This is a genomic window from Gordonia hankookensis (assembly GCF_014673215.1).
Taxonomy (GTDB): Bacteria; Actinomycetota; Actinomycetes; order Mycobacteriales; family Mycobacteriaceae; genus Gordonia; species Gordonia hankookensis.
Genome location: NZ_JACWMS010000001.1, coordinates 1378810 through 1398587, shown reverse-complemented (window position 1 = coordinate 1398587; position 19778 = coordinate 1378810). Strand labels below are relative to the sequence as shown.

The window sequence follows — 19778 nt, the reverse complement described above, 5'->3', positions numbered from 1 at the left end:
CCGGCGGCCAGAACGCGTTCTGCCGGAATGGCGTTGGGTGGACGCGGGCGGGATGTCGGCCGGTCTGACCTCGTGACCGGCCCCTCGGGCCGGATGTTGCAATGAATGTTGGTAGCATTTTCCCACCTCGCAGACCTGCTCGGCGAGCAAAACTAGAACAAGTTCTCATTGGGGACTGTCTTTTGGGTCACAGTGTGCTCTAATGGGATTGAAACAGGTTCTAATCTCACAGCGAGGTGGTGTGACGTGACCCAGGCTCAGGGTGCGACAGCCGGCGCCGATATCGGGGGCGCTGCGGCGAGTAGTTCGTTCATGGAAGAGGAAGGCTGGGACTTCACCAGCCCGTTCCTTCTGGAGAAGGGGATTCCGGTCCAGGAATTCGCCCAACTCCGCAAGACGGCTCCGGTGTGGTGGAATGCCCAGCAGCCGGGGAAGGGTGGAGGGTTCCACGACGGCGGCTACTGGGTCGTCTCCAAGCACGCCCATATCCGGGAGATCTCCAAGAACAACGATGACTGGGCGACGTCGCCCAATGGCGTCATCATGCGGTTCGAAGACGACATGACCCAGGAGCAGCTCGACGTCACCAAGGCGCTGCTGATCAACCACGATCCGCCGGATCACACCCGTCTGCGCAAGCTGGTGTCGAAGGCTTTCACGCCGCGTGCCGTGCAGGCGCTCGAGGACAAGCTCGACACCGCGGCCCGCACCATCGTCGGCAAGGCTGCCGAGAAGGGCACGGGAGATTTCGTCGAGGACGTCGCCGTCGATCTGCCGCTGCTGGCGATCGCCGACCTGCTCGGCGTTCCCGAGGTGGACCGCGAGAAGCTGTTCGACTGGTCGAACGCGATGATGAACTACGACGACCCGGACTTCGAGGCCGACCCGCAGATGGCCTCCGCCGAGATCCTCGGTTATGGCTACAACATGGCCGAGGAGCGCCGGAAGAATCCGGTCGAGGACATCGTCTCGACGCTGGTGAATGCCGACATCGACGGCCAGAGCCTCGACGAGGCCGAGTTCGGATTCTTCTTCATCCTGCTCACGGTCGCCGGCAACGAGACCACGCGTAACGCGATCAGCCACGGCATGAACGCCTTCCTCGAGCACCCCGACCAGTGGGAGCTGTTCAAGAAGGAGCGCCCTGCCACCGCGGTCGACGAGATCGTCCGGTGGGCCACTCCGGTGAACACCTTCCAGCGCACGGCCAAGCGCGACACCCAGATCGGTGGGGTCGACATCAAGGAGGGTCAGCGCGTCGGTCTGTTCTACGGCTCGGCGAACTATGACGAGGACGTCTTCGAGGATCCGTTCACGTTCGACATCCTGCGCGATCCGAACCCGCATGTCGGTTTCGGCGGCAACGGTGCCCACTTCTGCGTGGGAGCGAACCTCGCCCGCATGGAGATCAACCTGATGTTCAACGCGCTCGCCGACCTCGTCCCGGATATCAGCCGCCTCGAGTCCCCGCGTCGTCTCCGTCACGGATGGATCAACGGCGTCAAGGAACTCCGGGTCGACTACGGCACGAAATGACCGCGCAGGAGACCGGACTCGACGACTCGCCCGCCTACCTCAACATCGACCGCGAGAATCATCCCGCGGTCGTGGCGGGTCGGCGATCACGTGAGCTGGTCGCGGCACGCGACAAGCAGGCGTGGTTGGACAACTTTGCCGCTGAGGGGTCGGTGGAGGATCCGGTCGGGCCGTCGATGTTCGATCCCGAAGGCAAGGGATTCCACGGTCGTGACGAGATCGCGGAGTTCTGGGACAAATCGATCGCCACCACGGAGAGCATCGAGTTCGTCTTCGACGACGAGATCATCTGTGGCAGCGAGGTCGCCTACGTCGGCAAGATCGTCACCCACATCGCCGGGCATGTCTCCGAGGCGCACGGGGTGTTCACCTACCGTGCCGACGCCGACGGGAAACTGAGTGCGCTGCGGGCCTTCTGGGAAGTCGAGAAGACGATCAAATCGGTCCGGCCTGCCTGAGGCGGCAGCCTGCCTGAGGTAGCCACCACTTTTCCACCCCATCTCTTGTTTTCCACCTCGTCTCGGACGAAGGTGGATGACGAGAGGTGGGGTGGATTCGTTTGCCGCATCGCCCCATACCAGCAGCTGCAAGGGTGGAGCCATGCGTGCAATCGAGCGTATCCGTGGTTACGTCAACGCCTTGGGGTCGTCGAAGCGACATCGTGGTGACCTGGCCGGGTGGCTGGGCCGCCGACCGCAACTACTCGCGGCCACCGGCGTCTACGAATCGGCGCTGCTGTTCAGCAATCGCCTCGACCCGAAGCTCAAAGAGCTCGCAGAGCTGAAGACCGCCGGTCTCGTCAGTTGCGAGTTCTGTCTCGACATCGGGTCCGCGCTGGCGCGCGGCGCCGGGGTCACCGAGCAGCAGATGCGCGATCTCCCGAATTTCCGGACGAGCGACGCCTACACCGATCTGGAGAAATCGGTACTCGCTTACGCCGAGGCGATGACGGTGACGCCGGCCGTCGGCGACGACCTGGCGGAGCTGCGGGATCAGCTGTCCCGAGAGCTGTCGAAGGGGCAGATCGCCGAACTCGCGGCGACCATCGCGTGGGAGAACCAGCGTGCCAGGCTCAACCAGTCACTCGGCGTCCGCCCGACGGGTATGTCCGACGGCGCCGCGTGCGCGTTGCCGGAGCCCGAAGCCTGACCACCGAAGTACTTGCCCCGCCGATCGAGTGGCCACCGAGCGAAGCGAGGCGGCGTATCGAGATCACTCGTCGAGAGTGGACTCGGTACGCCGCCTCGCCGGTGGCTACTCGACCGACAATGGGTCGCCTAGTGAGTGGGCTTGTCCGCGCCCACCAGCCACATCGAGAAGTACTGCGAGCCACCGCCATACGCGTGGCCGAGCGCCTTGCGGGCGTCGGGCACCTGATGATCGCCCGCCTTGTTCATCACCTGGATGGCGGCCTCCGCGAAGCGGATCATGCCCGACGCGCCGATCGGGTTCGACGAGAGCACGCCACCGGATGCGTTGACGGGCAGCTGCCCGCCGATCTCGGTCTCGCCTGCCTCGGTGAGCTTCCAGCCCTCGCCTTCGGCGACGAACCCGAGATTCTCCAGCCACATCGGCTCGAACCAGGAGAACGGCACGTAGATCTCGGCCGCGTCGACCTCCTGGAGTGGATTGCTGATCCCGCCCGCCTTCCACAGCGCCGCGGCGGCGTCGCGGCCGGCCTGCGGGCTCACCACATTGCGGTGGGCATACGAGAGCGGTTCGGTGCGCATCGCCGTGGCGTGAATCCAGGCCACCGGATCACCCGCGGTGACAGCGTCGTCTGCGACCTGCTCGTCGCCGATCACCACTGCACACGCGCCGTCCGACGACGGGCAGGTCTCGTCGTAACGGATGGGGTCCCACAGCATCTGGGACTCCATCACCTTCTCCTTGGTGATGTCGGCCTGCTGCAGGTGAGCCAGTGGATTCTTGGAGCCGTTGCGCCGGTCCTTGGCCGCGACGATGGCGCCGATGTGTGACGGCGCACCGGACTGCCGGATGTAGGACCGGACGTGCGGGGCGAAGAAGCCGCCCGCTCCCGCGCCGACAGGCTTGGTGAAGGGAACCGGAATCGACAACGCCCACATGGCATTCGACTCGGACTGCTTCTCCCAGGCGACGGCGAGGACCCGCCGGTGAACACCGGCGAAAACGAGAGACGCGGCGACGTTGGCGGTGGAGCCGCCCACCGAACCGGCGGTGTGCACACGGATCATCCGCTTGCCGACCGCGCCGATGGCCTCGGCCATCGCCAGTTCGGGCATCATCGAGCCCTCGAACAGGTCGGGGGCCTTGCCGATCACGATCGCATCGATGTCGTCGATGGAGACCTTCGCGTCTGCCAGTGCGGCGTCGATGGCCTCGCGGCACATGCCCGCCATCGTCACGTCGTGGCGCTTGGCGACGTACTTGGTCTGGCCGGTGCCCAGGACCGCTGCGCGATTGTTGTGTGCCATCAGTTCTCGTCTCCCGCATTCTCGTCTGCGCTCAGGGTGACCACCATGTTCTGCTGCAACAGCGGCCCGCTCGTCGCGTGTGCCAGCGCGGTCTCTGCCTGGCCGGTCAGGATCTCGTGGGCGGCATAGCCCACCCGCTGAAGCCCCGCCGAGAACAGCGAGTTCCCCGTGAGCGCGCCACCGGACGGGTTGATCCGCACCGAATCGGGCAGGCCGATCGCGTTGCGCACGATCAGTTCCTGATGCGTGAACGGTGCATGGATCTCGGCTACGTCGACCGCTCGCGTGCGATGACGGAACGCGGTGTCGGCGGCGAGCGACGTCGACGGTGAGACGGTCAGATCTCGCGCGCCGAAGTTCGGGGTGTCGATGCGGTGATCCCACCCGGTGATGAATGCCGGGTTGGCGACGAGCTCGCGGGCCCGTCGTTCGCTCGCGATGATCACGGCCGCGGCGGCATCGGTGTACGGCGCGATGTCGTGGGCGCGAAGCGGATCGGCGACGAGATCGGCCGAGAGCAGGTCGTCGACCGATGCACCGGTGGTACGTGCGGCGACCGCGGCCATGTCGGCCTCGGTCCAGGCACCCGAGTCGATGCCTGCGCGGGCCTGCAGGGCGCCGAGTGAACGCGCGTCGGGCCACAACGGCCCCACGGTGTACGGGTCGGTCTGCAGGGCGAGGGTCTGATCCATGTTGCCCGCGGTGGACTTACCGAAGCCGTAGGCCAGGGCGAGGTCGACCTCGCCGGTGGCGATCTTGACCCACGCCTCGTAGAGCGCCCACGCGGCGTCCATCTCGACGTGCGACTCGTTGATGGGCGGCATGGCCCCGATGGAGTCGATCGCGGAGATGAACGAGAATGCGCGGCCGGCAAGATAATCGGACGATCCGCTGCACCAGAACTCGATGTCGGTGCGGGAGATGCCGATGTCGGCGTACAGCTTCTGGAAACAGGGGATCAGCATTTCGACACCATTGGTGGTGCCATGGGTCCCGACGATGTTCGGGCTGTGCGCGAACCCGATGATCGCAATCCGGGGGAGTGTCACAAGAGCTCCTAGTTCTTCAGAGAAGAAGGGTCAGTTGATCGATCAGAGGTGATCGCGGTAGGTCTCGTACTCGGCATCGGGCTCACCGGTCGGTGCGAAGTGGCTGATGTTGCCGATCGAATGATCCCATTCGTCCTCCGGAAGCCAGACGGCCTTGACTCGCATACCCATTCGGACGTCCTCTGCGGCACAGTCCAGGATGAGGTGCAGGAACGGGATGTCCGAACCGTCGAGCAGGACGTAGGCGGCCACGTACGGGGGTTTGATCCGCTGTCCCTGAAACGGCACGTTGACGATGCAGAACGTCGTGACGATGCCGGTGTGGCCCAACTCCACCCGCTCGGCCGCAGCGGCCCCGTCGGCCGGACTGACCTTGCGGGGCGGGAAGTACACGCGTCCCTCGTCGACTCCGGAACCGATTCGGGAGCCGTAGAGCTTGCCTGCCTTGAGCCCCTCGAGGTACCAGGACTCCTCTTCGGTTGCGGAGTGCGCGATCTCGGTGGTGATCGGCGTCGTCATGACCACGAGGTCGCCCTCGGGATTGTCGGCCTCGTTGGCGGGAGCGGCATCCCCGGACTCGCCGGGAGCGAAGTATGCGATGTCGTCGATCCGGCCGATCCGAGCGGGGCGCCAGACCGCGTGCACGCGAAGGCCGGTCGAGATGTCGCCGGGGGAATCGACGGCGACCGCGTGCAGCAAGGACGTGTCGGCGCCGTCGAGCTTGATGAGCGCCCAGGCGAACGGCTTGTCCAGGGGCTGGGGGTCGAGAGGTTCCTGCTGCCACGACCAGGAGACGACGGTGCCGGTCGGGGCGACGTCGACCAATTCGGTGGTCGGGGCGCCGCCGGCAGGATCGAACTCGACGGGCGGAACCGAGACGGTGCCACCGCTGCTCTTGGAGCCCACGATGCGACCGTCGCGCAACGCGAGTGCGAACTGACTCAGGACCGGACCCAGGGAACGCGTGTATTCGAACGAGTTCTTCAGGGGAGCGGTGAGGATCGGGGACTCCGGCTCGGGTACCGCCGCGACGGGGCTGGCCGGGGCCGGACGGGGTGCTGTTGTGCTGGTGCTCACGCATCGAGTAGAACACGTTCTAGTATTGAGGCACAAGGTGCATGTCACAGACTCGGACCCGCCGTGGCCGGGGCGACGTTGGAGGACGCCAGATGAAGCTCGGACTACAGCTCGGATATTGGGGGCAGGGCCCCATCGACAATGCGCCTGCATTGATCGCGGCCGCCGAGGAAGCAGGCTTCGAGGCGGTCTTCACGGCCGAATCGTGGGGGTCGGATGCCTACACGCCGCTTGCGTGGTGGGGTGCGGCGACGGAGCGCATCAGGCTGGGCACCGCCGTGGCTCAGCTCTCCGCGCGGCCGCCGACCTCGCTGGCGATGCACGCGCTGACGCTCGACCATCTGTCGGGCGGACGCCACATCGTGGGTCTCGGGGTGTCGGGGCCGCAGGTCGTCGAGGGTTGGTACGGCCAGCCGTTCACCAAGCCGCTTGCCAGGACGCGGGAATACGTGCAGATCGTGCGGGATGTGCTGGCGCGCGAGGCGCCGGTACGCAACCCCGGGCCGCACTACCCACTGCCGTACCCGGACGATGCGCCCGGATCGAGCGGACTGGGCAAGTCGCTCAAACCGATCACCCATCCGCTGCGCGCGGACATCCCGATCTGGCTCGGGGCCGAGGGGCCGAAGAACGTGGCACAGACCGCGGAGATCGCCGACGGCTGGCTGGCCATCTTCTACAGTCTGCGGCTGGCCGACCAGTACGAGGAATGGCTGGCCGAAGGTTTCGGGCGGCCCGGTGCGCGGCGCAGTCGCGACGACTTCGAGGTGGCGGCGACCGCTCAGGTGGTCATCACCGACGACGTCGCCGCCGCGATCGAGCGGTACCGGCCGTCGACGGCGCTCTACGTCGGTGGGATGGGCGCCAAGGAGAAGAACTTTCACGCGGAACTCTATCGCCGGATGGGCTACGGCGACGCGGTCGATGAGATCGGCGCGTTGTTCCGTGCGGGCAAGAAAGCCGAGGCGATGGCCGCGGTGCCGGACGAGATGGTCCGGGAGACGATGATCGCGGGGACCGCTGACGAGGTCCGCGCCCAGATCAAGCAGTGGGAGGCGGCCGGGGTGAGCATGCTCCTGGTGACCGCTCGAGACACCGGGACGATCGCCGAGCTCGCCACTCTCGTCTGATCCGCGGAGCGGGGATCTTGCGAAATATGTTGGACACCAAGGTGATCCGCCTCCGACATCCGGCGTCGGAGGGCGCAACGGCGGCCTGGCGTGGGGCCGACCATACACTTCGTGGCTACACTGTCCAGTCATGATCGACCAGGCACACGGACGAGGCGCCTCCGCACCCGGCGATGACGCCGAAGCGATCGATCGCATCGTGCAAGTCGCCGGCGATCTCATCGAATGTGGCGAGTCGGTCAGTATCCGACGGGTGGCGCAGCGCTCCGGCGTGACCCGCGAGACCGTCTACCGCTACTTCTCGAGCGCGGACTCGATTGTGTTGGCGGCGGCCGAATCGGCGGCGGCGGCGTTCATTCTGGAGCTCTCGACGGCGTTGCGTGAGACCGCCTGCCCAGTCGACGCGGTGGTGGAGGGGATCGCCATCACGATCGAGCAACTGCGTGCCGACCAACGTTTCGCCCTGCTGTTCAACGCCACCGGCAGATCGCGGTATCTCGACGAGGTCACCTCGCCGGAGGCCATCGGTATCGGGCGATCGATTCTCGACGAGGTCAACGTGGATTGGCATGTCCGGGGTTGGAGCGACACCGATCTCGACGAACTGGTCGAGTTCATGTTGCGTACCCTGCAATCCTTCATCGTCGATCCCGGCGAGCCACCCCGGACGGGGGAGAGCCTGCGGTGCTACCTGCGCCGGTGGGTCGCACCGGCCGTCGAGGTCGGAGCGGATGCGGCGAGCGCACGCGTAGACGTCTCCAATGTCCACCCATAGGCGGATTGACATCCGTTGTCGGCGCGCGCATCGTCGAATCGTGGGCAGGAAACTGAAGAACGATTGGTCGGGGCAGGCCTTTCCGCACGCCGGCCGGCGCAAACCCTTCATCGGTGATCTCGGCGTGTCCGACCCCCGACATCCGCTGCTGAGTCTTCTCGAATGGGGAGCCGACCTCGGGCCGATCTACGAGATGCGGATATTCCGGCAGAACTTCGTGTTCGTCTCGAACGTCGAGCTCGCGGCCGAATTGTGCGACGAGTCGCGCTTCTGCAAGGCGCTACCGCCCGCCATCACCGCGCTCCGCCAGTACGCAGGCGACGGTCTGTTCACGGCTCATAACGACGAGCCGAATTGGCAGCTCGCACATGAACTCCTGATGCCGGCCTTCACGAAGTCGGCCATGCAGTCGTATCACCCGACAATGCTGGAGACGGCAGGCGAGCTGTTCGACTACTGGGACCGGCAGAGCGGACCGGTGGACGTCACCCGGTCGATGACCAAGCTGACCATGGAGACGCTCAGCCGTGCCGCGTTCAGTCACGACTTCGGTTCGTTCACCACGTCGCAACCGCATCCGTTCGTGGGGGCGATGATCCGTGCGCTGGAGACGGGGCGGCGCAAAGGGGGACTGTTGACCGCCCCCGGCGGTCGGTTGCTCGGACGCTACCTGGACCATCGCAACGCCGACCAGCAGGCGTATGTGGATCGGCTCCTCGACGACCTGATCGCCGAACGCACCGGGTCCTCCGATCAGCACGATCTGCTCGGGATCATGCTCAACGTGTCGCATCCGGAGACCGGAGAGCGGCTGTCCCCGTTGAACATTCGGTATCAGATCCTGACCTTCCTGGTGGCGGGACACGAAACCACCTCGGGTGCATTGTCCTTCACGCTCTACTACCTGTCCCGGAACCCGGAAGTGCTGGCAGCAGCGCAGCGGGAGGCCGATGAGATCCTCGGCGCCGATCCCCGGGCGACGCCGACCTTCGAGCAGGTGCCGAAGTTTCGCCACATCCGCCGATGTCTGGACGAGGCGCTCCGGATCTGGCCCACGGTGCCGGCGTTCGCACGGAGCCCGCGGTCGGAGACGATGCTGGCGGATCGGTACCGGATGCGGCCGGAGGACTGGGCGGTGATCGTGCTCGGTCAGGTGCACCGCGATCCCTCGGTCTGGGAGGAGCCCGACGTCTACGATCCGGATCGATTCCTGCCGGCGAACATCAAGAAACGTCCCGCGCACAGCTACAAACCCTTCGGCAGCGGCCTGCGGGCATGTATCGGCCGACAGTTCGCGATCCACGAGGCGGTGCTGGTGTTGGCTTGCCTGCTCCATCGATACGACCTGACCGGCGATCCCGACTACGAACTCGCCGTCGACGAACGGCTCACGATGGTGCCACGGGACTTCGAACTCGGTCTACAGCCGCGAAAGCAGCTGGCGACTTCGATGGTCGAGTAGGTGACGAGGCGCCAGCCGAGTCGCCGTATCGAGGCCGGGACGCCAGGTCTCGATACGTTCTCGGCTGGCGCCTCGAACTACTCGACCGGCCGTTGGGGTGTGACCGGGTTTCGGAACTCCGGCGTTCACTCGCCGGTGAAGACGGGCTTTTCCTTGTTGGCGAAGGCCTTCGGGCCGATCTTGGCGTCCTTGCTCTTGAACACCGAGATGCCGAGCTTGGACTCGATCTCGAAGGCGTCGAGCTCGTGCATGCCCTCGGTGTCGCGCATGGTCTTGAGGATCGCCTGGACTGCGAGCGGGCCGTTGGCCGCAATGGTGTCGGCGATCTCGAGCGCCTTGTCGAGCGCCGAACCGTCGGGCACCACATAACCGATGAGGCCGTACTCCTTGGCCTCATCGGCGGTGATGTGCCTGCCGGTCAACAACAGGTCGGCTGCGATCGTGTACGGGATCTGACGCGGCAGTCGAACCGCGCTGCCGCCGAGCGGGAACAGCCCCCAGCGAGCCTCGGCGACACCGAATTTGGCCTTCTCGCCGGCCACCCGGATGTCGGTGCCCTGCAGGATCTCCGTACCGCCTGCGATGGCGGCCCCCTCGACGGCGGCGATCAACGGCTTGGTGAGACGGCGGCCCTTGAGCAGGGCGGGCAGGCTGGCGGGATTCCACGATCCCGAATCGGCGGTGTCGCCGGGGGAGTTCTGGTTCATCGCCTTGAGGTCCATGCCCGCGCAGAAGGCGCCGCCGGCACCCGTCAGGACGGCCACCCGGATATCCGGATCGTTGTCGACCTGATCCCAGGCCTCGACCATGATCCGCATCATCTCGGCCGACAGCGCGTTCCGTGCCTCGGGGCGATTCATCGTCACGATCAGAACGTGCCCGCGCTTCTCGACGAGGCAGTCCGGCCCTCGGTCGGTGGTGGTGTCGGAACCGGCAAATGTGGTCATCGTCGTCCCTCGCGAATCCAGTACGTGATTGCTGCTTGCCCGAAACGATAACACGTTCTAATTTTGATGCCATGGCCTATACGATTGCCGACCTCATCGAGCATGCGGTCGATCTCATGCCCGAACGAACAGCCCTCGTCTCGGGTACGGAGTCCCGGACGTACACCGAACTGGAGGCGCGGTCCAACGCGCTCGCCCACAAGCTGCGTGATCTCGGCGTGCAGCCGGGCGACCGGGTGGGGCTCTACAGCCGGAACACCATCGAATCCGTCGAGGCGATGGTCGCCATCTTCAAGGCCCGGGCGGTGATGGTCAACGTCAACTTCCGCTACGTGGAGGCCGAGCTCGAGCACATCTTCACCGACTCGGGGATGAAGGTGCTCATCCATGAGCGCCAGTACTGCGAACGGGTCTGCAACACGTTGCCCAAGGCGCCCTCGATCGAGCACCGGATCGCGATCGCCGACGGCTCCGACGCATCTCTGGAGTGTGCAGGCCACGGGGATGCGATCGGCTACGAGGATGCCATCGCCACGTCCTCGAGCGAACGGGATTTCGAGGAGCGCTCCGGCGACGACCTGTACATGCTCTACACCGGAGGCACCACCGGCAAGCCGAAGGGTGTGGTGTGGCGTCAGGAAGATGTCTGGCGTGTCCTCGGAGGCGGCATCGACTGGTACACAAGCGAACCCGTGGCAGACGAATGGCAGCTGGCCCGTGCGGGCGCCGACGGTGGGCAGCTGGTGCGCTTCCCGATACCGCCGTTCATCCACGGCGGCTCGCAGTGGGCGGTGTTCCAGGCACTGTTCGGCGGCGGGAAAGCCGTTGTCTACCCGGACTTCAGCGGCCCGGCCGCGTGGGAGGCGGTCGAGCGGCACGGGGTCAACGTCATCTTCATCACCGGAGATGCCATGGGGCGGCCGATGATCGAGGCGCTCGATCAGAAGGACGACTACGACCTCTCCAGTGTGGTGTCGGTCGCGTCGTCGGCCTGCCTGTTCTCGCCGAGCATCAAGGAGCAGTTCCTCGACCGGTTCCCCAATGCGGTGATCATCGACGCGATCGGTTCGTCGGAGACCGGATTCGGTGGGCTGGGCGTGGTCGCCAAGGACACCCCGCACACCGGCGGACCGCGCGTGAACGCCGACAGCGAGACCCACGTCCTGCGCGAGGACGGGACGCCGGTGGAGCCGGGCAGCGGTGAGGTCGGTGTGCTGGCGCGGTCCGGGCACATCCCGCTGCGCTATCACAACGATCCGGAGAAGTCGGCGAAGACCTTCCGGGAGTTCAACGGTGTTCGGTATTCCCTTCCCGGCGATTCGGCCCAGCTGGAGGCCGACGGCAGCATCACGATGCTCGGCCGCGGTTCGGTGTCCATCAACACGGGCGGCGAGAAGGTGTTCCCCGAGGAGGTGGAGGGCGCTCTGAAGGCCCACGCGGACGTGTTCGACACCGTCGTCGTCGGTGTTCCCGACGACCGGTTCGGTCAGCGGGTCGCCGCGGTGATCGCCACTCGCGGAGGCGCGCGTCCCACACTGGCCGACCTCAACGACGTCGTCCGCAAGGAACTCGCCGGCTACAAGTGTCCCCGCAGTGTGTGGTTCGTCGAGGAGATCAAGCGATCACCTGCGGGCAAACCCGACTACCGGTGGGGTGCCGGAATCACCCAGGAACGTCCCGCAGATGAGGCGCTCGGCGCCCCGGAGAAGAGCTGACATGCGCACCGAACTCGCCGATCGATTCGGCATCGAATACCCGATCTTCGGGTTCACCCCGAGTCAGGACGTGGCGGCTGCGATCAGTCGTGCGGGTGGCCTCGGCGTCCTCGGTTGTGTCCGGTTCAACGACGCCGAGGAACTCGACGAGGTCCTCGAGTGGATGCACGAGAACACCGACGGCAAGCCGTTCGGCGTCGACATCGTGATGCCCGCGAAGATCCCGACCGAGGGCAGCAAGGTCGACCTCGATTCGATGATCTCGCCGGAGCATCGCGCGTTCGTCGAGCGCACCCTCGACGACCTGGGTGTCCCACCGCTGCCGAACGGCGAGCGGGTGGATGCCGGCGTGCTGGGGTGGCTGCACTCGGTGGCCCGGTCCCACGTGGACATCGCGATGGAACACACGCGGAAGTACGGTCAGATCAAGCTGATCGCCAACGCACTCGGCTCGCCGCCCTCCGATGTCATCCAGACCTCGCATGACAATGGCGTGCTGGTGGCGGCCCTGGCCGGCGCCAAAGAGCATGCGCTGCATCACGTCGAGGCCGGCGTCGACATCGTCATCGCGCAGGGTTACGAGGGTGGTGGCCACACCGGTGAGGTCACGTCGATGATCCTGTGGCCGGAACTCGTGGACGCGGTGCAGGATTCGGCGCCGGTGCTCGCCGCCGGTGGCGTCGGCAGCGGTCGTCAGATCGCCGCCGCGATCGCGCTGGGCGCGCAGGGCGTGTGGATGGGTACCTACTGGCTCACCGCCGCCGAATACAAACTGGGCATGGAGCCAGACGCCGACGGGCCGTCGACAGTCCAGAAGGCGCTGCTGAAGGCGACGTCGCGCGACACCGTGCGTCGTCGCATCTACTCGGGCAAACCCGCACGGCTGCTGAAGACCAAGTGGACCGACGCCTGGGATGCACCCGGTGCGCCGGACCCGCTGCCCATGCCGTTGCAGAACCTGCTCGTCGCGGAGGCTCATGCACGGATCTCCGCGGCCGACGATCCGGACGTCGTCGCGATGCCTGCCGGTCAGATCGTCGGACGGTGCAACGAGATCGTCCCGGTCGCCGACATGATCGCCGATCTGGTCGGTGAGTACGAGCAGGCCGTCGGGCGGATGAACGAGACCCTGAAGGCTCCCGTGAGCTGACGGTCGGGGCGCGCGCAGGAGGTCGTATGTCGATGGTTGGGTCCTCGGTCGTCGGACAGTGCAGAATCGGCGGAGCCACCCGATCCGGGGGTCGCAACCGACGAATGGATTTCGATGACACGCAATCAGGTGACTCAGGCCGTCGATCGCGTCACTGACAGTGACTGGTTCGAACGTGCCGCCCGCGCGGGATACGTCGTCACCGGTCTGCTGCACCTGCTGATCGCCTACATCATCGCGCAGCTCGCGTTCGGCGATTCGGGCAACGCCGACCAGTCCGGCGCCCTGGCCGTGTTCGCGAAGGAGCCGGGCGGGCGAGTGGCGTTGTGGATCGCTGTGGTCGCGTTCGTGGCGCTCGCCCTGTGGCGTCTGGCCGAGGCCATCGTCGGCGGAAAGGCCAACGAACAGCGGTCCGACGACGACGGACTCAGTGGTTGGTTCGACCGCGGCAAGGCGTTGTCGCTGTGCGTGGTCTACTTCGCGTTCGCCTGGTCTGCCGCCACTTTCGCGTTGGGCAGTGGCAAATCGAGCGGTCGGCAGAACGCGGGTATGAGTGCTCGGCTCATGGAACACACCGGCGGCCGGGTGGCTCTCGTCGTGGTTGGATTGGTGATCATCGCGGTGGGCGGATACTTCGTCTACAAGGGCGTGACGCGCAACTTCCTCGACGACCTGCGCACCGGCGGCGGGAAATTGGTCACCACGACCGGGGTGATCGGCTACGCGGCCAAAGGGTTGGTTCTCGCCGGCGCCGGCATCCTGGTCATCGTGGCCGCCGTCCGGTCCGACCCGTCGAAGGCCGCAGGCGTCGACGCTGCGGTCAAGACACTCGCCGGACTGCCCGCGGGCCAGATCCTGCTCATCCTCGCCGCCCTGGGCCTCGCCGCCTACGGCATCTACTGCTTCGTGATGGCGCGCTGGTCGCGGATGTAGCGACCCTGCTCGCGGACCCAGGTGGGCGCGGCCGCGTCGTCGCGCAAGACGCGTTTGACCGTCTTGAAGGTGGCCGTGTCGGGCAGCGCATCGGTGAGCCGCACCCGATGCGGCCATTGCTTGGGGCCCAGATCGCCTTGTCTGTGCAGGAACTCGGTGAACGATTCCGGGTCGAGTCCGCCGTCGACGACCAGCACGGCCTCGATCTCGTCGCCGATCTCCACGGGCACCCCGTACACGGCCACCTGCCGGACATCGGGATGGCGCAGCAGGATTCGTTCGATCGGACCGGTGCCGAGGTTCTCCCCGTCGACACGGAGCCAGTCGCCCAGGCGCCCGGCGAAATGGAGATAGCCGTCCTCGTCGACCCAGGCGAGGTCGCCGGTGTGGTAGACGCCGTCGCGGAGTCGCTCGTCGGAGGCCTCGGGATCGTTGTAGTAGCCGCTGAACAGTCCCGGACCCGATGAATTGACGATCTCGCCGATCTGGCCGGTGTGCACCGGATCGCCGGTGGCCGGATCGATCACCGCGGTGGGAGCGCGCAGCGGGCCCAGGGCGTCCGGTGGGGTGTCTGGGGTGCGAGTGATGGCCACGCCGCCCTCGGTGGAACCGAATCCGTCGATCACCCGGGTGCCGAACCGTTCGGCGAAAGCGGCCCGATCGCGCGCCGACGCCTCGTTGCCGTACATGATTCGCAGCGTGTTGTCGGCGTCGTCAGGGCGTTGCGGCGTGGACAGGATGTAGTTGAGTGGCTTGCCGACGTAATTGGCGAAGGTGACCCCGTGGCGACGGACATCGCGGAGAAAGCCGCCGGCGGAGAACCGATCACGAAGGGCGATCGACGCGCCGCCCGCGACTGCGACCGACCAGCCGGCGATGACCGCGTTGGAATGGAACATCGGCATGGCCAGATAGACGACGTCGTCGGCGCCGATCTCGAACCGGTCGGCGAGCATGCGGCCGCTCTCGGCAAACTTCCGCTGTGTACACCGGACGGCCTTCGGGTCGCCGGTGGTGCCGGAGGTGAAGATCAGCATCATGAGGTCATCGGGAGCGGGGGTGTGGTCTCGATACGCCGCTCCTTCGTCGCGTCTACTCGACCGGCGGGGGGATGCGTCGCTGTGGTTGCGGCTACTCGGCGGGCGGGGGGATGCGTCGCCGTTGTCGCGGCTACTCGACCGGCGGAAGTCCTGCTGATCGAGTAGCGGCGAACGGAGTGAGTCGCGTATCCGCCGGATTGAGCCTGTCGAAATCGAGATCACCCATTGCTCGTCGTCCACGTCGATCACCGGCACGTCATCGAGGTCCACGTCATCGAGCAGATGTCGTGTCCGGTTGTCCGTCAGCACGATCTGGCAGTCCGCACGGGCGACATCGGCGGCCAGTCCTGCGCCGCGCCTGGTGGTGTTCAGCCCGACGAGGACGAACGCACCCATCGCCGCCGCGCCGAGCAGGTAGCTGAACTCGGGGGAGTTCTCCATGAGCACGCCGACGTGCGGTGGACGATCTGCCGATAACAGCTTCCGTAGGACCTCACCCCGCGCGTTCGACGCGGCCACGTGGGACCGCCACGAGACGAACTCGTCCTCGTGGCGGAGCCCGCGATCATCGACCTCGGCGAGCGCGGACAGCAGTTCCGCGAGAGTCACACCGGTGTGTCGGCGAGGACGGCGCCGATGGATGCGAGCACGACCGGAGACGAGCCGAGGGTGAACTCGTTCTGCTTGGCGCGCAGGAAGTATCGGTGCACCGGGTGACTCGTGTCCAGACCCACTCCGCCATGGACGTGCACCGTGGTGTGGGCGACGCGGTGGCCTGCCTCGGTCGCCCAGAACTTTGCGGTGTTGATCGCGGTCCGCAGATCCGTCTCGGTGCCGGTCGGCGCATCGCCGTGCAGGTTCGCGAGCATCCACGCGGCCTGTGTGGTGGTGAGCGAGAGCCCCTGTGAGTCGATGTACCCGTCGGCGAGACGCTGCGCCACAGCCTGGAAGGAACCGATGGCGCGACCGAACTGCTCCCGTTCGCGGGCATACTCGGCAGTGAGTTCGAGTGCACGAGAGACGATTCCGGATTGCTCCGCGCAGATTGCCAACGTGAGTCGATCGGCGATGTCGTGAATTGCGGTGACGCCACCGTCCAGCACGTGATCGGCATCGACGGTCACGTCGGTGAGGTCGACCTGACCGGTTGGGATCCTGCCCGTCGACGATGTGGCGGTGATCTCCACGCCGGGATCGTCGGCGGACACGACGACGACAACCGGACCGTCGGGTCCGATCGCATTCACCACGAATGTGTTCGCGATCCCCGCGTAGGGCACATTGACCTTGGTGCCGGTGAGGGTGAGACGGTCGCCTGCCCGCGTCACGCCGGTGATCGGTGCCGTCACGTCGGTGCCGAGATCCTCCTCGAACGCGACGGTGACGACGATGTCCCCGCCGGCTCCGGGGACGATGACGGACTCGCGCAGTGTGGCGGTGCCCCGGGTCGCGATGACGGGGAGTGCGGCACAGGCGTGTGCGGTGAACGGGACACGGGCGAGTACCCGGCCGAGTTCCTCGGCGACGAGGGAGTTCTCGATCGCCGACAGGTCGCCGCCGCGATCACCGGCGAGCTCGGTCGACAGCTCCAGACCGAGGAGGCCTGCGGCGCCGAGTTCGCGCCAGAGGTCGGCGTCCATCGATGCGTCGGCGGCCTCGAGCTCGGCCACCCGCTCGGGCGTGCTGATCTTGGTGGCGATGTCGCGTGCGAGCCCGCGGACGTCCTCGCCGGATTCGGGAAGTGTGAAATCCATTGTTCTTCTGCTGCTTTCGGTGTGGGTCGGGGGAGTGGTCTCGATACGCCGGCTCGCTGCGCTCGCGCGGCTACTCGACCAGCGGGGGAGCGGGTTCGGGCGGCTACTCGACCAACGGGTTCGGGCGGGGTCGGGCGGGTTATCGGCGCTGGTGCGGCAGTCCGAGGGCGAGCATGCCGATGATGTCGCGCTGGACCTCGTTCGTCCCACCGCCGAAGGTGAGGATCAGCGAGGAACGCTGGAACCGCTCGAGGCGGCCCTGCAGGTGTGCGCCGGTGCTGCCGCGCCGCAGGGTCGCGGCGGGGCCGACGGTCTCCATCAGCAATCGGTATGCCTCGGTGGCGAACTCGGTGCCGTACACCTTCGTCGCCGACGCATCGGCCGGGCTCGGCGACGCACCGGATGCAGCGATGGATGCGATCTTCCAGTTGATCAGCTTCAAGAACTCGACCTTGGCGTGCACGCGGGCGAGATTGCTCTGGACCCACGGGGTGTCGATGACCCGCTGCCCGTCACCGGTCTTGGTGTTCTGCGCCCATTCGACCGTCTCCCGTAGAGCGGTTTGGATGGGAGCGGCGCTGCACAGTGCGACACGCTCGTGGTTGAGCTGATTGGTCACCAGGGGCCAGCCGCCGCCCTCCTCGCCGACGAGCGCCGAGGTGGGCACCCGGACGTCCTGGTAGTAGGTGGCGCTGGTGTCGACCCCGGCCATCGTGTGCACCGGCGTGTAGCTGAAGCCCTCCGCGGTGGCGGGGACGATCAGCATGGAGATGCCCTTGTGTTTCTTCCCGCCCGGTTCCAGCGCGCTCGGGTCGGTCCGACAGGCGAGCCAGATGTAGTCGGCGTAGGGGACCAGGCTGGTCCACATCTTCTGACCGTTGATCACGTACTCGTCGCCGTCGCGGATGGCCGTGGTCCGCAGGGCCGCCAGGTCGGTGCCTGCGCCGGGCTCCGAATAGCCGATGGAGAAGTGCAACTGCCCCGCCGCGATCTTCGGCAGGAAGAACGCCTTCTGCTCGTCCGTGCCGTAGTGCATGATCGTCGGTGCGACCGAATTGATGGTCAGGAACGGGACCGGGGCGCCGGCGATCGCCGCCTCGTCGGTGAAGATCAGCTGGTCCATCATGGATCGGTTCTGGCCGCCGAACTCGGTCGGCCAACCCAGGGCCAGCCACCCGTCGCTACCCATCTGGGCGACCACGTCGCGGTATGCGTCACCCTCGCCGAGTTCACCTTCGCCGCCGGTCAGGGCGGCTCGGCGCTCATCGGTCATCAGGGCCGCGAAGTAGGATCGCAACTCCCGACGAAGGTCTGTCTGCTGGTCGGTGTAGGCGATGCGCATCGGGCTCTCCGTGTCCTCGGGCTGATGGGGCGTACCGGCGATATGTCACAGTGATCCACCGGGGATGGCGAGGCGGTACTCGCCAACTTCTGAAACACGTTCTAACCTGAATGACACAGCCCGTCAACCAGACGAACCGTCTCGAAGGAGTGGCCAGGATGCGAATCAAGGCAGATTTCGACCTCTGCGAGTCCAACGCCGTGTGCGTGGGCATGGCGCCGGATGTATTCGACCTCGATGATGACGACTACCTGGTGATTCTCAACGAAGAGGTTCCGGCCGAACGCGAGGAGGAGATGCGGCAGGTGGTGGCCAGCTGCCCCAAGTCCGCACTCTCGCTGGAATGAGCCGAACGACGGGAATCTGACCAACCGGTTCCGGTCTGAGCGCGTTCGTGCTAGAACAGGTTCTAGTTTGTTGCAGCCTTGAGGAGGGAACTGGCGTGGGTCAGTCGTTGGACGGACGTGTAGCGGTCGTTACCGGTGCCGGTGGGGGTCTCGGTCGCGCGGAGGCGATCGGTTTGGCCGGCGAGGGCGCCACGGTGATCGTGAACGACCTTGCGGCGTCACTCGATTCGAGTGATGTCATCGACGTCATCACGGCGGCCGGAGGCCGGGCAGTCCCGGTGGCGGGAGACATCGGGGAGTCGGCGACCGCGACGGAGATCATGCGGACCGCCACGGACGACCTCGGTGGTCTGGACATCGTCATGAGCAACGCGGGGATCACCCGCGACAAGATGCTGTTCAACATGACCGACGACGAGTGGGATCTGGTCATCCGGGTCCATCTGCGCGGGCATTTCCTGCTCAATCGCAACGCTGCGAGCCATTGGCGCAGCGCCTCGAAGGCGGCCGGGGGGCCGGTCTACGGGCGCCTGATCAACACCGCCTCGGAAGCGGGACTCCTCGGACCGGGCGGGCAGGCGAACTATGCTGCGGCCAAGTCCGGGATCATCGCCCTGACGGTTTCGGCATCGCGGGCTCTCGAACGTTACGGGGTCCGGGCCAATGCGATCTGCCCCCGCGCGCGGACGCCGATGACCTCGGACGTCTTCGGGGATGCTCCCGACGACGGTGCCGATCCGCTTGCGCCGGAACACGTGGTCAAGCTGGTGAAGTACCTCTCGGGAAGCGACGCCGACAGCGTCACCGGACAGGTCTTCGTCGTCTACGGGGCAAAGGTGATGCTGATGGCCGCCCCGACCGTGGAGGAGACCTTCACGGCAGTGGGGGCCGCATGGGAAGATGGCGACCTGGCGAAGACGCTGACCAGCTACTTTGCCGGCCGCGACGCGAGCCGGACGTTCTCGGCGAGTGAATTGGTCGACTGACCAAACGTGTGTTGACCACGTGATAAGTTCGCGGTGTTCGCCGGGGCGGGCACAGCGACTGGGGGGGTTCCCCAGGGGG

18 protein-coding genes are annotated in these 19778 nt (G+C 66.3%); 11 read left to right on the top strand and 7 right to left on the bottom strand.

All coding sequences use genetic code 11. From position 1 onward, the window contains the following. Window positions 1-246: 246 nt before the first annotated feature. The 3 genes from IDF66_RS06265 (at window position 247) to IDF66_RS06255 (ending at window position 2685) form a co-directional block, all read left to right on the top strand. On the top strand, window positions 247-1536 hold the full coding sequence (locus IDF66_RS06265; RefSeq protein ID WP_388000308.1) for a cytochrome P450: 1290 nt from the start codon (window positions 247-249) through the stop codon (window positions 1534-1536). Continuing rightward, the gene (locus tag IDF66_RS06260; protein WP_164310810.1) at window positions 1533-1994 is read left to right on the top strand and encodes a nuclear transport factor 2 family protein; all 462 of its coding nucleotides are present in this window, start codon (window positions 1533-1535) and stop codon (window positions 1992-1994) included. Before IDF66_RS06265 ends, IDF66_RS06260 begins: the two co-directional genes overlap by 4 nt. 142 nt (window positions 1995-2136) lie before the next feature. Next, complete coding sequence (locus tag IDF66_RS06255) at window positions 2137-2685, top strand: carboxymuconolactone decarboxylase family protein (RefSeq protein WP_190266066.1); 549 nt, start codon at window positions 2137-2139, stop codon at window positions 2683-2685. Window positions 2686-2813: 128 nt separating this feature from the next. Here the strand turns inward: IDF66_RS06255 and IDF66_RS06250 are convergent, their stop codons facing one another. Genes IDF66_RS06250 through IDF66_RS06240 form a run of 3 tightly spaced genes read right to left on the bottom strand, consistent with a single transcriptional unit; the run spans window position 2814 to window position 6118 of the window. Continuing rightward, window positions 2814-3992, bottom strand: coding sequence for a thiolase domain-containing protein (locus IDF66_RS06250; RefSeq protein WP_164310812.1), 1179 nt, complete (start codon window positions 3990-3992; stop codon window positions 2814-2816). Next, window positions 3992-5041, bottom strand: a complete 1050-nt coding sequence (locus IDF66_RS06245; protein WP_190266065.1) for a thiolase domain-containing protein — start codon at window positions 5039-5041, stop codon at window positions 3992-3994. Before IDF66_RS06245 ends, IDF66_RS06250 begins: the two co-directional genes overlap by 1 nt. 42 nt (window positions 5042-5083) lie before the next feature. Beyond that, on the bottom strand, window positions 5084-6118 hold the full coding sequence (locus IDF66_RS06240; RefSeq protein WP_190266064.1) for a Zn-ribbon domain-containing OB-fold protein: 1035 nt from the start codon (window positions 6116-6118) through the stop codon (window positions 5084-5086). A 92-nt stretch (window positions 6119-6210) separates the two neighbouring features. Here IDF66_RS06240 and IDF66_RS06235 point away from each other — a divergent pair, with 92 nt between their 5' ends. The 3 genes from IDF66_RS06235 (at window position 6211) to IDF66_RS06225 (ending at window position 9485) form a co-directional block, all read left to right on the top strand. Then, window positions 6211-7248: an LLM class F420-dependent oxidoreductase gene (locus tag IDF66_RS06235; protein ID WP_190266063.1), complete on the top strand. Its 1038-nt coding sequence runs from the start codon at window positions 6211-6213 to the stop codon at window positions 7246-7248. Window positions 7249-7378: 130 nt separating this feature from the next. Then, the gene (locus IDF66_RS06230; protein WP_190266062.1) at window positions 7379-8023 is read left to right on the top strand and encodes a TetR/AcrR family transcriptional regulator; all 645 of its coding nucleotides are present in this window, start codon (window positions 7379-7381) and stop codon (window positions 8021-8023) included. Next, window positions 8010-9485 carry a cytochrome P450 gene (locus IDF66_RS06225; protein WP_190266061.1) on the top strand — a complete coding sequence of 492 codons (1476 nt, stop codon included), beginning with the start codon at window positions 8010-8012 and terminating at the stop codon, window positions 9483-9485. The genes IDF66_RS06230 and IDF66_RS06225 overlap by 14 nt, the downstream gene beginning before the upstream one ends. A 125-nt stretch (window positions 9486-9610) precedes the next feature. Here the strand turns inward: IDF66_RS06225 and IDF66_RS06220 are convergent, their stop codons facing one another. Next, the gene (locus IDF66_RS06220; RefSeq protein WP_190266060.1) at window positions 9611-10432 is read right to left on the bottom strand and encodes a crotonase/enoyl-CoA hydratase family protein; all 822 of its coding nucleotides are present in this window, start codon (window positions 10430-10432) and stop codon (window positions 9611-9613) included. A gap of 71 nt (window positions 10433-10503) precedes the next feature. Here IDF66_RS06220 and IDF66_RS06215 point away from each other — a divergent pair, with 71 nt between their 5' ends. The 3 genes from IDF66_RS06215 to IDF66_RS06205 all read left to right on the top strand — a co-directional run bounded on the left by IDF66_RS06215 (window position 10504) and on the right by IDF66_RS06205 (window position 14230). Next, a complete protein-coding gene (locus IDF66_RS06215; RefSeq protein ID WP_190266059.1) occupies window positions 10504-12147 on the top strand; it encodes an acyl-CoA synthetase in 1644 nt (547 codons plus the stop codon). Window position 12148: 1 nt separating this feature from the next. Further along, window positions 12149-13297, top strand: a complete 1149-nt coding sequence (locus IDF66_RS06210) for an NAD(P)H-dependent flavin oxidoreductase (RefSeq protein ID WP_190266058.1) — start codon at window positions 12149-12151, stop codon at window positions 13295-13297. Window positions 13298-13411: 114 nt separating this feature from the next. Then, window positions 13412-14230, top strand: coding sequence for a DUF1206 domain-containing protein (locus tag IDF66_RS06205; protein WP_190266057.1), 819 nt, complete (start codon window positions 13412-13414; stop codon window positions 14228-14230). Here IDF66_RS06205 and IDF66_RS06200 read toward each other — a convergent pair. From IDF66_RS06200 to IDF66_RS06190, 3 genes are all read right to left on the bottom strand, one after another. After that, window positions 14194-15879 (bottom strand): long-chain-fatty-acid--CoA ligase, encoded by a 1686-nt coding sequence (locus IDF66_RS06200; protein WP_190266056.1) that lies wholly within the window; start codon window positions 15877-15879, stop codon window positions 14194-14196. The genes IDF66_RS06205 and IDF66_RS06200 overlap by 37 nt on opposite strands. Then, window positions 15876-17024 (bottom strand): acyl-CoA dehydrogenase family protein, encoded by a 1149-nt coding sequence (locus tag IDF66_RS06195; protein WP_190266055.1) that lies wholly within the window; start codon window positions 17022-17024, stop codon window positions 15876-15878. The genes IDF66_RS06200 and IDF66_RS06195 overlap by 4 nt, the downstream gene beginning before the upstream one ends. Window positions 17025-17163: 139 nt before the next feature. Continuing rightward, a complete protein-coding gene (locus IDF66_RS06190; RefSeq protein WP_164310823.1) occupies window positions 17164-18366 on the bottom strand; it encodes an acyl-CoA dehydrogenase family protein in 1203 nt (400 codons plus the stop codon). A 158-nt stretch (window positions 18367-18524) separates the two neighbouring features. On the opposite strand from IDF66_RS06190, the gene IDF66_RS06185 reads away from it, so the two are divergent. Then, complete coding sequence (locus IDF66_RS06185) at window positions 18525-18713, top strand: ferredoxin (RefSeq protein WP_164310824.1); 189 nt, start codon at window positions 18525-18527, stop codon at window positions 18711-18713. A gap of 95 nt (window positions 18714-18808) precedes the next feature. Beyond that, window positions 18809-19699, top strand: a complete 891-nt coding sequence (locus IDF66_RS06180; protein WP_190266054.1) for a 3-oxoacyl-ACP reductase — start codon at window positions 18809-18811, stop codon at window positions 19697-19699. Window positions 19700-19778 lie beyond the last annotated feature (79 nt).

What these genes read in the sequence shown, in the direction of transcription:
- IDF66_RS06260 (WP_164310810.1), top strand. Translation starts at nt 1,533, where the DNA reads ATGACCGCGCAGGAGACCGGACTCGACGACTCGCCCGCCTACCTCAAC.
- IDF66_RS06255 (WP_190266066.1), top strand. Translation starts at nt 2,137, where the DNA reads ATGCGTGCAATCGAGCGTATCCGTGGTTACGTCAACGCCTTGGGGTCG.
- IDF66_RS06250 (WP_164310812.1), bottom strand. Translation starts at nt 3,992, where the DNA reads ATGGCACACAACAATCGCGCAGCGGTCCTGGGCACCGGCCAGACCAAG.
- IDF66_RS06235 (WP_190266063.1), top strand. Translation starts at nt 6,211, where the DNA reads ATGAAGCTCGGACTACAGCTCGGATATTGGGGGCAGGGCCCCATCGAC.
- IDF66_RS06230 (WP_190266062.1), top strand. Translation starts at nt 7,379, where the DNA reads ATGATCGACCAGGCACACGGACGAGGCGCCTCCGCACCCGGCGATGAC.
- IDF66_RS06225 (WP_190266061.1), top strand. Translation starts at nt 8,010, where the DNA reads ATGTCCACCCATAGGCGGATTGACATCCGTTGTCGGCGCGCGCATCGT.
- IDF66_RS06220 (WP_190266060.1), bottom strand. Translation starts at nt 10,432, where the DNA reads ATGACCACATTTGCCGGTTCCGACACCACCACCGACCGAGGGCCGGAC.
- IDF66_RS06215 (WP_190266059.1), top strand. Translation starts at nt 10,504, where the DNA reads ATGGCCTATACGATTGCCGACCTCATCGAGCATGCGGTCGATCTCATG.
- IDF66_RS06210 (WP_190266058.1), top strand. Translation starts at nt 12,149, where the DNA reads ATGCGCACCGAACTCGCCGATCGATTCGGCATCGAATACCCGATCTTC.
- IDF66_RS06205 (WP_190266057.1), top strand. Translation starts at nt 13,412, where the DNA reads ATGACACGCAATCAGGTGACTCAGGCCGTCGATCGCGTCACTGACAGT.
- IDF66_RS06195 (WP_190266055.1), bottom strand. Translation starts at nt 17,024, where the DNA reads ATGGATTTCACACTTCCCGAATCCGGCGAGGACGTCCGCGGGCTCGCA.
- IDF66_RS06190 (WP_164310823.1), bottom strand. Translation starts at nt 18,366, where the DNA reads ATGCGCATCGCCTACACCGACCAGCAGACAGACCTTCGTCGGGAGTTG.
- IDF66_RS06185 (WP_164310824.1), top strand. Translation starts at nt 18,525, where the DNA reads ATGCGAATCAAGGCAGATTTCGACCTCTGCGAGTCCAACGCCGTGTGC.